General features: G+C 34.6%; 15 protein-coding genes. 12 read left to right on the forward strand and 3 right to left on the reverse strand.

Annotated elements, in window-relative coordinates; translation table 11 throughout:
* Positions 1–290 precede the first annotated feature (290 nt).
* Positions 291–1,829 (forward strand): Ppx/GppA phosphatase family protein, encoded by a 1,539-nt coding sequence (locus tag ACEWFJ_RS08695; protein WP_473691606.1) that lies wholly within the window; start codon positions 291–293, stop codon positions 1,827–1,829.
* Positions 1,830–1,939: 110 nt separating this feature from the next.
* Positions 1,940–4,048 carry an RNA degradosome polyphosphate kinase gene (locus tag ACEWFJ_RS08700; protein WP_473691608.1) on the forward strand — a complete coding sequence of 703 codons (2,109 nt, stop codon included), beginning with the start codon at positions 1,940–1,942 and terminating at the stop codon, positions 4,046–4,048.
* 352 nt (positions 4,049–4,400) lie between these two features.
* On the opposite strand, the gene ACEWFJ_RS08705 is transcribed toward ACEWFJ_RS08700, so the two are convergent.
* Positions 4,401–4,625: a hypothetical protein gene (locus ACEWFJ_RS08705; RefSeq protein WP_440602698.1), complete on the reverse strand. Its 225-nt coding sequence runs from the start codon at positions 4,623–4,625 to the stop codon at positions 4,401–4,403.
* A 107-nt stretch (positions 4,626–4,732) separates the two neighbouring features.
* Complete coding sequence (locus tag ACEWFJ_RS08710) at positions 4,733–5,599, reverse strand: metallophosphoesterase (protein WP_473691611.1); 867 nt, start codon at positions 5,597–5,599, stop codon at positions 4,733–4,735.
* A 212-nt stretch (positions 5,600–5,811) separates the two neighbouring features.
* Here ACEWFJ_RS08710 and fadH point away from each other — a divergent pair, with 212 nt between their 5' ends.
* The 3 genes from fadH (at position 5,812) to ACEWFJ_RS08725 (ending at position 8,693) form a co-directional block, all read left to right on the forward strand.
* The gene (gene fadH, locus ACEWFJ_RS08715) at positions 5,812–6,576 is read left to right on the forward strand and encodes a 2,4-dienoyl-CoA reductase (RefSeq protein WP_098305717.1); all 765 of its coding nucleotides are present in this window, start codon (positions 5,812–5,814) and stop codon (positions 6,574–6,576) included.
* Between the two features lie 223 nt (positions 6,577–6,799).
* Positions 6,800–8,017, forward strand: coding sequence for an EAL-associated domain-containing protein (locus ACEWFJ_RS08720; RefSeq protein WP_473691613.1), 1,218 nt, complete (start codon positions 6,800–6,802; stop codon positions 8,015–8,017).
* Between the two features lie 184 nt (positions 8,018–8,201).
* Positions 8,202–8,693, forward strand: coding sequence for a DUF3993 domain-containing protein (locus ACEWFJ_RS08725; protein WP_473691616.1), 492 nt, complete (start codon positions 8,202–8,204; stop codon positions 8,691–8,693).
* Between the two features lie 74 nt (positions 8,694–8,767).
* Here the strand turns inward: ACEWFJ_RS08725 and ACEWFJ_RS08730 are convergent, their stop codons facing one another.
* Positions 8,768–9,007 carry a glutaredoxin domain-containing protein gene (locus ACEWFJ_RS08730; RefSeq protein ID WP_098305711.1) on the reverse strand — a complete coding sequence of 80 codons (240 nt, stop codon included), beginning with the start codon at positions 9,005–9,007 and terminating at the stop codon, positions 8,768–8,770.
* 356 nt (positions 9,008–9,363) lie between these two features.
* Here ACEWFJ_RS08730 and ACEWFJ_RS08735 point away from each other — a divergent pair, with 356 nt between their 5' ends.
* From ACEWFJ_RS08735 to dapD, 7 genes are all read left to right on the forward strand, one after another.
* Positions 9,364–9,600 (forward strand): YkuJ family protein, encoded by a 237-nt coding sequence (locus ACEWFJ_RS08735; RefSeq protein WP_020059327.1) that lies wholly within the window; start codon positions 9,364–9,366, stop codon positions 9,598–9,600.
* 261 nt (positions 9,601–9,861) lie between these two features.
* Positions 9,862–10,011, forward strand: coding sequence for a hypothetical protein (locus ACEWFJ_RS08740; RefSeq protein ID WP_253630282.1), 150 nt, complete (start codon positions 9,862–9,864; stop codon positions 10,009–10,011).
* 74 nt (positions 10,012–10,085) lie between these two features.
* Complete coding sequence (locus ACEWFJ_RS08745) at positions 10,086–10,604, forward strand: ribonuclease H-like YkuK family protein (RefSeq protein WP_440602702.1); 519 nt, start codon at positions 10,086–10,088, stop codon at positions 10,602–10,604.
* Between the two features lie 86 nt (positions 10,605–10,690).
* Entirely contained in the window at positions 10,691–10,882 is a 192-nt protein-coding gene (gene abbA / locus ACEWFJ_RS08750; protein WP_098305705.1) for an antirepressor AbbA, read from the forward strand.
* Between the two features lie 216 nt (positions 10,883–11,098).
* Positions 11,099–11,542, forward strand: coding sequence for a cyclic-di-AMP-binding protein CbpB (cbpB, locus tag ACEWFJ_RS08755; RefSeq protein ID WP_473691619.1), 444 nt, complete (start codon positions 11,099–11,101; stop codon positions 11,540–11,542).
* A gap of 75 nt (positions 11,543–11,617) precedes the next feature.
* Complete coding sequence (locus tag ACEWFJ_RS08760) at positions 11,618–12,475, forward strand: LysR family transcriptional regulator (protein ID WP_473691621.1); 858 nt, start codon at positions 11,618–11,620, stop codon at positions 12,473–12,475.
* Between the two features lie 71 nt (positions 12,476–12,546).
* A complete protein-coding gene (gene dapD / locus ACEWFJ_RS08765; RefSeq protein WP_429717461.1) occupies positions 12,547–13,269 on the forward strand; it encodes a 2,3,4,5-tetrahydropyridine-2,6-dicarboxylate N-acetyltransferase in 723 nt (240 codons plus the stop codon).
* Positions 13,270–13,280 lie beyond the last annotated feature (11 nt).

Below are 13,280 nucleotides of genomic sequence, written 5' to 3' on the forward strand. Positions count from 1 at the left end.
TTGAAGTAAGTTAATACTTTATCCCGCTATTCGCGGGCAGTAAGACCACTCACCATAAGATTCAAAGAGAAACAAGGAAGATAGGTGGGGGATAACTGCTGGCATGCGCTCGATTGGTTCAACTAACCATCAGTGGGGGAGGAAAAAACCTCACTGATGGAAGTTTCACTTTACTTCATTTAGAGAAAAATATCTAGAAGACCCTCTTACTTATGAATTTAAGTGCTCTTGCGCTATGTTGTACGGGTTTTTATAACTTCAAATAACAATATAATGATATAGAGAAAAGGATGACGAAAGCGTTGAAACGACAATATGGGATTATTGATATTGGATCAAACACGATGAGATTAGTTATTTATGAAAAACAAAATGGTGGTTTTTACAAAGAGATTGAAAATACGAAGGTAGTTGCTCGCTTACGTAACTATTTAGTAGATGGTATCCTAACCGAAGAAGGAATCCATATATTGTTACATACTTTGCTACAGTTTCAAGAAAGCACGCGGTTTCACCAGTTACATAAAGTATTGTGCGTAGCAACTGCAACAGTTCGGCAAGCTAAAAATCAAATGGAAATTAAACGTCTTGTTGAAGAACACACTGACTTTAAGCTTCGGGTATTGTCTGAGTATGAAGAAGCACGTTATGGATATATAGCGGTTATGAACTCTACCTCTTTTACAGAAGGAATTACTGTTGATATAGGAGGTGGAAGTACAGAGGTTACTTATTTCCGAAATCGAGAGGTTGTGGAATATTATAGTTTTCCGTTTGGAGCATTGTCATTAAAGCAACAATTCATTCGTCATGATACACCAACTTCGGAAGAACTTGAGGAATTAAGAAATTATTTATGGTATCAGTTTCAATCGCTTCCATGGCTTAAAGGTAAGAAATTACCGTTAATTGCAATTGGAGGTAGCGCACGAAATATGGTGAAAATTCATCAAAATTTAATTTCTTACCCGATTTCTGGACTACATTTATATAAGATGAAGCGAACAGATATTGAACATGTACACGAACATTTATTAACACTTTCATTTACAGAACTGCAAAAGTTAGAGGGACTTGCTAAAGATCGAGCTGATACCATTATTTCGGCAGCAGAAGTGTTTAGAACGTTAACAACTATTATAGAAGCACCATCTTTTGTGTTGAGTAGAAAAGGACTACGAGAAGGTGTTTTTTATGAAGAATTAACAAATTCGTTTGGGATTACTTATTATCCCAATGTTGTGGAAGAAAGCTTATACTTACTTTCTCATGAATATGAGATGGATATGAGCGTTGTGATGCAACTTATGAAAAATGCCATGACTATTTGCAAAGAATTAGAAAAAAGAGAGGTTATCTCCTTTACGCAAGAAGATTGGACTGTGCTTCATAGAGCAGCAAAAGTATTTAATATTGGAAAATATATTGATGAAGAGTCAAGCAGCCAGCATACATTTTATTTATTAGCAAATAAAACGATAGATGGCATGATGCATAAAGAACGAATTAAATTAGCATTAATTGCTTCTTATAAATCGAAATTGTTGTTTAAACAATGTATCGAACCATTTACAGATTGGTTTGAAAAAGACGAACAAAGAAAAATACGATTATTAGGGTCTATTTTGCAATTTTCTGCAGCATTAAATGTGACAAATCGTAATCTTGTCGAATCCATTCATATTGTAAAAAACGAAGATGGTCTTGCTTTTTATATTTGCTGTAAGCAATCAGCATTATCTGAAAAAGTACAGGCGGAAAAACAGAAAAAACAGATAGAGAAAGTTTTAAAAACGAACATTGAATTATATTTTCATGAAAGATGTTAATTTGTACGAACTTCTTTACAAAAAATTTACACTTCTTTCAATGGATATTTGTTAAAATGAATATAATAAAATTATATTGAAAAAGTTTTAGAGGGAAGTGTGATGGGGGTATGGAAACGGTGAAGAGTAGTCTTATAAACTTGAATGATACTGCTTATTATAACAATCGTGAATTAAGTTGGCTTGCCTTTAATGAGCGAGTGTTACAAGAAGCGCAAGATGACTGTAATCCATTATTAGAGAGATTAAAGTTTATCAGTATCTTCAGCTCAAATTTAGATGAGTTTTTCATGGTGCGTGTTGCAGGATTGAAAGATCAGGTAAGAGCTGGGTTTAATCAGCCGGAAAATAAAGCTGGACTAACGCCGAAACAACAATTGGGGGAAATTTCAACTAAGGCACATGAATTAATGAAAGTACAGTATGATACTTATCAAAACATTGTACTTCCTGCGTTGAAGGAAGAAGGAATAGAATTGTTGTCTTTTCACGATTTAACGAAAGAACAACGAGAATTTATTGAAGAATATTTTGATGAGCAGATTTTTCCGGTGTTAACACCTGTGGCAATTGATGCGTATCGACCGTTTCCTATGTTATTGAATAAAAGCTTAAATTTAGCTGCTATTTTATATGATGAAAGACAAACAGTAGAAGAAAATCAGACCAAGCTTGGCATCGTTCAAGTTCCATCATTATTAGAACGTTTTATTTTTTTACCAAATGAAGATAATAGGCAAAAATTCATTTCTTTAGAAGATGTGATTAGTAACTTTACTCATAAATTATTTACAGGATATATGGTATCTTCTGTTACGCGTTTTCGCATTACACGTAATGCGGATTTGACTATTCATGAAGAAGGTGCACGTGATTTATTAAAAGTAATTGAGAAAGAATTAAAAAAACGAAAATGGGGCGCAGCGGTTCGTTTAGAGGTAGGAACAGATAACTTGGATGAAAGAGTATTATCTCTATTATATGAAGCGTTAGAAGTAAAAGATGAAGATGTATATATGATTGATGGCCCACTTGATTTAACATGTTTATTTGCACTTTATAAGAAGTTAGCATCTGCATATGATAATTTAATCTATCCAGCACTTATTCCACAGCCACCTCAAGATTTAGGTGATGAAGAAGATGTGTTTGAAAAAACTCTAGAACAAGATATCCTATTGCATCATCCATTTGAATCATTTCAACCTGTCATTGATTTTGTAGCAGACGCAGCAGAAGATCCTGATGTGTTAGCAATTAAACAAACATTATACCGTGTAAGTGGAGATTCGCCTGTTATTAAAGCTTTAAAAACAGCAGCAGAAAATGGGAAGCAAGTGACAGTACTTGTGGAATTAAAAGCTCGTTTTGATGAAGAAAATAACGTTCACTGGGCAAAAGAATTAGAAAAAGCAGGTTGTCATGTTATTTATGGTGTTAGCCATTTGAAAACACATAGTAAAATTACGCTTGTTGTAAGACGAAAATATGGGAAGATTGAACGCTTTGTCCATTTAGGTACAGGTAATTATAATGATGCAACAGCGAAACTATATACTGATTTTGGATACATTACATCACGTAAAGATTTTGGTATTGATGCGACAAACTTTTTTAATTATTTAAGTGGATATACAATGAAACCTCATTTTCATCAATTATCGGTTGCACCATTCGATATTCGTCAGCAATTTATTGAACTCATTGATGAAGAGATTCGTTATCATAAACAATATGGAAGTGGTTATATTATTGCGAAAATGAATTCGTTAACAGATAAGCCACTTATTCAAAAGTTATATGAAGCATCACAAGCTGGCGTGAAAGTTGACCTTATTGTAAGGGGAACTTGTTGTTTACGTCCCAAAATTTTAGGTGTAAGTGAAAATATTCGTGTCATTAGTGTAGTAGGGCGTTATTTAGAACATAGCCGCATTTATTATTTTCACCATAATGGAGAAGAAAAATTATTTTTATCGTCAGCCGATTGGATGACGCGCAATATGGAAAAACGTGTAGAAATTTCATTTCCAATTTTAGAGTTCGATATGAAAGCGCGAATTAAAGATATTTTACAACTCATTTTAGAGGATAATGTAAAAGCACGTGAACAAAATGAGCATGGAGAATATTACTATGTAGTAAATGATGATGCGCAAGAAATTGAAAGTCAGATGAGACTCTTTCAAATGGCATATACACACACAGAGGAAGAATAAAGTGAAACTTCCATCAGTGGAGGGGTTCATCCCCCACCTATCTTCTTCGCTTTTCTCTGAATCTTAAGGTGGGGGTCTTACTGCCCGCGAATAGCGGGATAAAGTGAAACTCTCATCAGTGGATGTTTCATTCTCTATTGTATGGGAAATTCTCATCAATTGGGCACATATTAGCAAGTAACTCCTACCTATCTTTTGGGATTTCTTAAAATCTCGAGATGGGAGTTTTACTGTTCAAAAGTAGCGGGATAAGAAATAGGTATACTCATTTTCTGATGTTTTACAGTTATTTATATAATATAGAGAAAAGGCCTCGATATGAGGCCTTTTTCCATAGTTGTTTCTATTTACATTAGTAAAAATACGGTGTTGGACAAGGATAGCCGCCAAAGCCGCCAAAGCCGCCATAGCCGTAGCAAGGATAATATGGTCTAGGGCCAAATGCCAATGCTCCGCCGATTAAACCTCCTGCAAGACCAGCTAAAAAAGGGAATCCGAAAAATGGTATAAATCGTGAGTTTCCGACTGGACCAACTAGTGCTGAGCGGAATGGAATCGGCTGGTATTGTGGATACATGTTAAAACCTCCTTCATTGAACTCATTGTTATCATATGGAAAAGATAACGTGGATGAGCGAGTACAAGAGAGAATGGTGCGGAAAATAGGCGAAATAAGTTCGTATATTATGTCGATTGTAATGTAAAGAGTGTAATTTCAGGTTTTGCTAAAAATCGAAATGGTACACGGGTTGTTCCGAGACCTCGATTAACATACAATAACAAATCATAGTTTTGCTTAATATGATAAAACCCTTCAATATAATGCTTTGCAAATGTCGGGGTAATAATGGCGCCAAAGAAAGGGAGTTGTACTTGTCCGCCATGACTATGTCCAGAAAGTAGTAAATTGACAGGGAAATTTGCAATATGGGGTGCGATATCAGGTTCATGCACAAGAGCAATCGTATACAGATTATTTTGTGCTTGTTGCAAGGTTCCGTGTATGTCAGGTTTTCCAAGCATGATATCGTCAATACCAAAAATGGAAATTTCACTTCCATCTAATAGGCGAATGCGTTTTTCGATATTTTGTAATATCTCAAAGCCAGATTGTGTCATGATGTGACTATAGTATTCCGTCCCGTATCCACCATGATCATGATTGCCGAAAATTGCAAATTTACCAAGTGGAGCAATGATATTTTGTAAAATTGATGCAACAAGTGGAGTATCTGCGTATGTTTGATAATTATCAATTAAATCTCCAGTAAAAATTACGATGTCAGGTTTTTTTTCATTTATTTTTGTTACTACTTTAGAAAGTTGTTGAAGCGAGTAATAATATCCTAAATGTAAATCACTAAATTGAACCATTTTAACACCATTAAATCCACGTGGGATGAGTGGAGAATGAATCGTATGATACGTAAAAGAGAGAAGGCGTGGTTCTATATATTTAGCATAATAGTAACCCGCTCCGGTCGTTATACAAGTATACAATAGTGTATGAATACCTTTTTTGATAAAGTTTCTTCTTGTTATATGATTCATATTTATATGAGCGAGATGATAGGAAATAATCATAGTAGAAGGGTGTGATTTGTTGGGATGAGTCGCTACTTATCTTCTCTCCTTTCCTTTCATTGTTAGCGATAGAATATAGTATATTTTATTAAAAGATATCAGAAAAATTAAAATTTATAAAGAATTCTGATGGATAAAGTGATAAAATGAATATGTATTCATTTTTGGGAGGGGATATTGTGAAAGAAAAAGTAGTTGTAATTACAGGTGGTTCAAGTGGAATGGGAAAAGGAATGGCAACTCGTTTTGCGAAAGAAGGAGCGCGTGTTGTTATTACTGGACGTACAATAGAACGATTAGAAGAGGCAAAGAAAGAAATTGAGCAATTTGAAGGTCAAGTATTACCTGTACAAATGGATGTGCGTAATACTGAGGATATAAAAAGAATGATTGAAAAAATCGATGAAGAATTTGGACGCATCGATGTACTTGTAAATAATGCAGCGGGAAACTTTCTTTGTCCGGCTGAAGATTTATCGCCAAATGGTTGGAATGCTGTTATTAATATTGTGTTAAATGGTACATTTTATTGTAGTCAAGCGATTGGGAAATATTGGATTGAAAAAGGGATAAAAGGAACAATTATTAATATGGTTGCAACTTACGCATGGGATGCAGGTCCTGGTGTTATTCATTCTGCATCAGCTAAAGCAGGTGTATTAGCAATGACAAGAACGCTTGCTGTTGAGTGGGGACGCAAATATGGAATTCGTGTTAATGCAATTGCTCCAGGGCCAATTGAGCGTACAGGTGGGGCTGATAAGCTGTGGATATCTGAAGAAGCAGCAAAGCGAACACTACAAAGTGTGCCGCTTGGAAGACTTGGAACACCAGAAGAAATTGCTGGTCTAGCTTTTTATTTATGCTCTGAAGAAGCTGCGTACATAAATGGAGCTTGCATCACAATGGATGGTGGCCAACATTTACATCAATATCCGTTTTAAGGGATGGGATTTTTGTGACAAATTTGTGACAGATAGAAAGAGGGCCTTTACAAGGAACTTGTTTATGGGGTATATTTAAGACCTCTTTTTTCTTCATAGTAGAATTGCTAATTCCCCTTAGCATTTTACTCCTCTAATCCCTTCAGGAAAACTGAAGGGATTTTTTTATTATTTTTTTTACATAACGTGTTATAATTTTTGAAAAGTAAAAGGAGGGAGTACTATGGTAGATGCATTAGACGTGATGAGTAATTTGGATCAAGTCCTTCCTTATTATCAAGCTATTTTTAGTGCGGATGAACATACTGTAATTGGATATGAAGTAGTAGGACGCATACAAACAGAAGAAGGAATTCACAGTCTTGCCTCATTCTTTCATGATGATTCGATTCCAGATGAGTTTCAACTTGAAGTAGATAATATCATTTTAGGAAAAGCATTGGATCGGTATTTAGAAACAGATCAATCATTTTTATTATTTTTGCATCGTAATGCAAATATACTGATGAGCGATGAAAGTGAAAGCTTACTACATTTATTATTAACGTATGAAAAGAAAGGATTACGTTTAAATCGTATCGTATTAGAAATAACAGAACATGACTTTAAAGAAGATCTTGAACAATTTAATCATTTACTTATGTATTATCGTACATATGGCATTCAGGTTGCAATTAATAAAGTAGGAACAGGAACAAGTAACCTTGAAAGAATTAGTGTACTAGCTCCGGATATTTTAAAAGTGGATTTAACAAATTTACGTCAAACGGCACTGTTACAATCGTATCAGGATATTTTATATTCATTATCACTCTTAGCGAGACGTATTGGTGCAACGTTATTGTATGAAGATATTGATGCATTCTATCAGTTGCAATACGCTTGGAAAAATGGCGGGAGATACTATCAAGGGAATCATTTGCAAAAATTTTCAGAAAATTTTATCGATAAAGACATTTTGAAAGAACGTCTTGGTAATGAGTGTCATCAGTTTATTCAGCATGAAAAACGAAAATTACAAAAAGTGTATAAACTGACTGAAACCCTTCGAGAATATGTTGGAAATGTATTAGCAAAACAGAGAAAAATAGAAGATTTTAATAAATGGCTAGTGAATTTTAGTCAACAAGTAACATATTGTAGCTTCCGTATTTATATTTGTAACGAAGATGGCTTTCAAAAGTCAGGAAACGTCATGAAAAAAGACGGAGAATGGGTGTTAATGCCAGAATATTATATGAAGAATTGGAGCTGGCGCCCATACTTTTTAGAGAACATTATGAAGCTGCGCTTTGAACAAAAAGGAAGATTGTCTGATTTATACGGGGATCTTGAAACGGGTGAGTTGGTTCGGACATTCTCGTTTCCTATTGATGATGAGCATTATTTATTTATTGATTTGTCTTATGAATTTTTATATGAAGAAGATGTTTTATTATAATGCACGAAATATTTCGTGCATTTTTTTGTTTGTTTTTATCATAAATTGGTAATAGTGACAATTATGATAAGAATGATGTCTATCGCTGTAAAGATTTTACGAACGAAAGGCACTCTATCATTGTATAATCATTGCTAAAATGGATACTAGAAGGACAAGCTCTTTTTACAAGGAGGGTGCGAGAATGAGAAAGTATGGGATTTGGATTGTGCTATTTCTTTTTGTTGCATTTGTAATTGGACAAAGTGTGACAACTGTTTTTGGAAAAGAAGAAACAAAAATTGATCAAAATGAAATATTTGAAACGATTCGAAAAGGATATGAAGCACAATTTTCTATTCGTGGTAAGCGGCTATCAATGGATAAAATGTATGGTACATTATCCCCTTATTTCACAGATAATTTCCTTCAAGTTTTTACCGATGAAAATAGCCAGGATGTAAAACGAAGTGCTCAGTATTTATTGCCTACAAAAGAAGCGCCATTTACTTTTTCATCAAAAACAAAAATTGTATACAATCAAGAGCATGATTTGTTATATGTGTATGAACATGATATAACAAATGATCAATATCAAATTATCACACTGCAAAGAGATGGTAATAGGTGGAAATTGGCGGGGTATCACGAAAATAAACAGCTTTTATCTGAGATTAGACAATCCGAAAAAGAATAAAGTGAAACTTTACATTGATGCGAGCTTACTGTCCGCGAGTAACGTGGGAAAAGGCGACTCATGCAGTCGCCTTTTTATTGTTCTAGTTCTAAAAGTTGTTGTAATTTTTCAATTTGAAAGCCTGCTACAACTTCTCCATCAACGACAACAGTAGGGGTAGAATAGGAATCATAATCATATAGAAGACGATTACGAGCGGCAGCATCTTTTTTGACGTCATATTCTGTAAATGTAATATGATTATGTTTTAAAAATTCTTTTATAATTTGACATGGTGGACAATCTGGCTGTGTATATACATCTACTTTCTTCATGTAAATCCTCCTCTTTAACTCATCTCAATTATAGTCTTGTATGTAAAAAACTTCAATGAAGTGAAGTTTTCATTAACACGGATGCACTTTCTATTGAAGGCTAGATCAATTCTCCTTTGTTTATCTTATCTGCTTTTGAAGAACATGAAGAAAACGTTTTTTACACTGTTAAGTGCGGAAGAAAGGGCGTAGAGGTATTTATTTCGGCTTTTTATATGTTTTTTCGACAAATTTTAGTTGAGTTTCTTGCTCATAACCATTATCCTAAGGTGTGTGACATTTTTTCAGTTATGACGGATAGAATGAGTACTGCTGCAAAACCTATTCGTAGGAAGATTAGAGAAAGGGGAGATTTCATGTCTCTGCTCCAAGGAATTTTAACTCGTCTTGTTAGTCTAAAAGAACAAGCTGAAAGCGGCGAAGTAGCACAACGCTATTTTGAAGTGAACGGTGAACGCAAATGTAGCGTGAAATATTTTGATAAAAGCGATATGTACGAGCTAGAAGTGTATCAACAAGGAGAAAAACCACAAGTATATCAATTCGATAATATTGATATGGTTGCAATCGAGATTTACGATATTCTTTCTTGATACATAAAAAGAAGGTGCCTAAGAAGAAAAAGGCACCTTCTTTTTTTATGTAAGATGAATAACATTCGTTCCTTGTCCCTACACTGATAACATATTCTATAAAGTGAAACTCCCATCAATTATTTCCCACCTATCTTCTTCAGATTCTTTACTTATGGTTAGTTGAAGCAACTGGAATCTTACGGGGAGTTATTTTCCGAATATATAATCTTGAGATGGGAATTTTACTGCCCACAAATAGTGGATAAAGAGGTGAGAAAATTGGAAAGAATGCCTGTTGTTGTATGTCCAAAATGTCATAGACAATCAGAAATTACACATGTGTTAACAGCGCAATCTAATCAAAATGTTATTTTCAAATGTCCATTTTGTACATATTCGATCCGGAATATCGAAACGAGTAAAGGATAAGTAAGACATATTTTGTTATTCTGTCCCATACAATGAGAATACGAAAGTCTGTCTATGAGAAGGGACGTGACTGTATGGACGGAAAATATCAATTTTACAATTTATCAGAGCGACATATGAGCTTTGAAACTGTATTCTCACGAATTTGTTACTTTATTCAAAGTGCACCGCGTAATATGTATCGATTGTCAATTGGAACAGATTCACAAGTGCATCAAAATAATACTCGTTTTATTACAGCAATTCATCTGCATCGTGTTGGAAAGGGAGCATGGGGTTGTTTATATCATCAGACAATAAGGGGAAAGCCACCGAGTTTGCGAGAAAAAATCTACTTAGAAACACAGTTTAGCCAAGAGATTGCCTGTTTATTTACGCCTGAGCGAATACAACAGTTGTGGGAGCTTCTTTATCCATACCGCGAAGAAGGTGCTGAATTCGTTATGGAAATTCATTTGGATATCGGGAAATACGGTTTGACGAGAGAGTTTATTTTAGATATGACAAATAAAATTACAGCGATGGGGTTAACGCCTAAAATTAAGCCAGATGCCTATGCGGCGTTTAGCTATGCAAATCGGTACACGAAATAATTGTTGTATTGAATTTTCAATCTATTAAATAGGGGAAATCTTTTATATAATAAAGAATAAGGACAGTTGAATAAGGAGAGGAGAAAATGAGTAGAGAAATTGATTTAACAAAAGAGGAACAAAACTTATTGCTAGATGTTTTATTTCGGCAAAATTATGCGAGTGAAATACTTGCCGTTGAACTTTCTGATATCGAAACTGGGCGAAAGAAAACAGACATATCTCATTATAAACAAATCACAAACTTATTTGCTCGTCTGAGAAACGAAGGATATTAAGGCTGCCGAACGGTAGTCTTTTCTTTTATTTCTATGGTAAAATGAACTGTGGTTATTTATTTTATATGAGAAACAAAAGGACTAATAATAATATGTAACCGTTGTCATAAACTAAAAATAGAAGTGAGAAAATAGAGAATTACTTGAACGAATTAGTTTTTACAATTAGTTTACAATTGCTACTTGTTAGAATGGGTTAAAGTGGGGGATAACAATATGATTAGTATTCCGAAAGAAGAATTTCAGCAAGTTTTTGTAAAGGACTTAATGATTTCATCTGAAAAGGTAGCACATGTTCAAATTGGAAATAGTTTGGAGCATGCTTTACTTGTTTTGGTGAAATCTGGTTATTCTGCTATTCCAGTACTAGATCCGATGTACAAACTGCATGGATTAGTAAGTACGGCAATGGTTTTGGACGGTATTTTAGGACTAGAGCGTATTGAGTTTGAAAAATTAGAGGATATGAAAGTAGAAAGTGTGATGAAAGGTGATGTTCCATGCCTGAAGTTACAAGATTCATTTGCAAAAGCATTAGAGATGACGATTGATCATCCGTTTGTATGTGTTGAAAATGAGGAAGGGTATTTTGAAGGAATTTTAACGCGTCGTGCAATCTTAAAATTACTAAATAAAACGGTAAGACGGTTTAATCGATAATGTTGAAAAGGGCGACTTCAAGTGAAAGAAGAAGTCGCTTTTATCGTTCAGTTGTAACGAAGGAAGGAGAAAACATTGCAAATTGATGATTTTCAAATGATGGTGATCTTAGCACAAGAGTTAAATATGCGAAAAGCTTCTGAGCGCTTATTTGTGTCACAACCAGCGCTTAGTCAAAGACTTCAATCGATGGAAAAACAATGGGGGATGAAATTTTTTATTCGCTCGCAAAAAGGATTAACGATTACACCGGAAGGCGAGAAAGTAGCAAATTATGCTAAAGATATGTTACAGAGAGAAGAAGCAATTAAGAGCGAATTAGCAACATTTCAGACGGAAACATATGGTACTTTAAAGATTGCAGTGGCCTCTGTTATTGGCCAATACTGGTTACCGCCAGTTTTAAAGCTGTTTGTACAACGGTATCCGTTTGTAAAAATTTCCCTTTTTACAGGCTGGAGTAGTGAGGTGCAAAATCATTTTTACGAAGGTGATGTTCACGTTGCAATTTTGCGAGGGACGCAAGAATATAAAGGATATAAAAAGCAATTATTTGAAGATGAGCTGTATTTAGTTGATACGGAGATTAAGGATATTTCCATGTTAAAAGACACTAATAGACCATTTATTCAATTTAAAAGTGATTCGACATATTATGGACAAATACAGAACTGGTGGTATGGTTTATTTTCTAATCCGCCTAAACGTACAATTGTTGTCGATCAAATTGAAACGTGTAAGCAGCTTGTTTTAAACGGTATTGGTTATGCACTTTTGCCATCTACTGTTTTAAAAGAAGTAAAGGAAAAAACATATAAAACTCCAGTGCAACTGACGAGAGAAACATGGCTATTAACAAGTGAATCGGCTAGACAGTTAAAACAAGTGCAGGCATTTTTAGAAATTATTGAAGAAATTCAAGAGGAAAAATAAGATTATTATCTTGCGAGGAGCCTTTTCGTTTGGTAGAGTAACATTATAAATGGATTTAGGAGGCAACAAGCATGAAAATGATGGATGCAAACGAGATTATTTCGTTTATTCAAAAAAGCGAGAAGAAAACTCCTGTAAAGGTATACATAAAAGGGGATTTAAAAGAAATTACATTCCCAGAAACAGTACAAGCATTTGTAAATAAAAAATCAGGTGTATTATTTGGAGAATGGTCTGACATTAAGGCAATTCTTGATGAAAATAAAAAGCGTGTTGAAGATTATGTTGTAGAAAATGATCGTCGTAACTCTGCAATTCCAATGCTTGACTTAAAAGGTATTAAGGCACGTATTGAACCAGGTGCAATTATTCGCGATCATGTTGAAATTGGTGATAATGCAGTTATTATGATGAATGCAACAATCAACATTGGTGCCGTAATTGGTGAAGGTTCAATGATTGATATGAATGTAGTGCTTGGTGGACGTGCAACAGTAGGTAAAAACTGTCACGTTGGAGCTGGAGCAGTACTTGCAGGCGTTATCGAGCCACCTTCTGCAAAACCGGTTATTGTTGAAGACGATGTTGTAATTGGTGCAAATGTAGTTGTTTTAGAAGGCGTTACAGTAGGTAAAGGTGCAGTTGTTGCGGCGGGTGCAGTTGTAACAGAAGATGTACCGCCATACACAGTTGTTGCTGGAACACCAGCACGCGTTATTAAAGAAATTGACGAAAAAACAAAAGCGAAAACAGAAATTAAACAAGAGCTTCGTCAACTGAATCCAGAAAACTAAAAAAGAAAGCG

This window comes from Bacillus sp. EA-CB0995 (assembly GCF_055814245.1).

Excerpts from the sequence above, each read along its gene's own strand:
- ACEWFJ_RS08745 (WP_440602702.1), top strand. The coding sequence starts at position 10,086 with ATGGACGGAAAATATCAATTTTACAATTTATCAGAGCGACATATGAGC.
- ACEWFJ_RS08735 (WP_020059327.1), top strand. The coding sequence starts at position 9,364 with ATGTCTCTGCTCCAAGGAATTTTAACTCGTCTTGTTAGTCTAAAAGAA.
- ACEWFJ_RS08695 (WP_473691606.1), top strand. The coding sequence starts at position 291 with ATGACGAAAGCGTTGAAACGACAATATGGGATTATTGATATTGGATCA.
- ACEWFJ_RS08725 (WP_473691616.1), top strand. The coding sequence starts at position 8,202 with ATGAGAAAGTATGGGATTTGGATTGTGCTATTTCTTTTTGTTGCATTT.
- ACEWFJ_RS08710 (WP_473691611.1), bottom strand. The coding sequence starts at position 5,599 with ATGAATCATATAACAAGAAGAAACTTTATCAAAAAAGGTATTCATACA.
- ACEWFJ_RS08730 (WP_098305711.1), bottom strand. The coding sequence starts at position 9,007 with ATGAAGAAAGTAGATGTATATACACAGCCAGATTGTCCACCATGTCAA.
- abbA (WP_098305705.1), top strand. The coding sequence starts at position 10,691 with ATGAGTAGAGAAATTGATTTAACAAAAGAGGAACAAAACTTATTGCTA.
- dapD (WP_429717461.1), top strand. The coding sequence starts at position 12,547 with ATGAAAATGATGGATGCAAACGAGATTATTTCGTTTATTCAAAAAAGC.
- cbpB (WP_473691619.1), top strand. The coding sequence starts at position 11,099 with ATGATTAGTATTCCGAAAGAAGAATTTCAGCAAGTTTTTGTAAAGGAC.
- ACEWFJ_RS08700 (WP_473691608.1), top strand. The coding sequence starts at position 1,940 with ATGGAAACGGTGAAGAGTAGTCTTATAAACTTGAATGATACTGCTTAT.
- ACEWFJ_RS08720 (WP_473691613.1), top strand. The coding sequence starts at position 6,800 with ATGGTAGATGCATTAGACGTGATGAGTAATTTGGATCAAGTCCTTCCT.
- ACEWFJ_RS08705 (WP_440602698.1), bottom strand. The coding sequence starts at position 4,625 with ATGTATCCACAATACCAGCCGATTCCATTCCGCTCAGCACTAGTTGGT.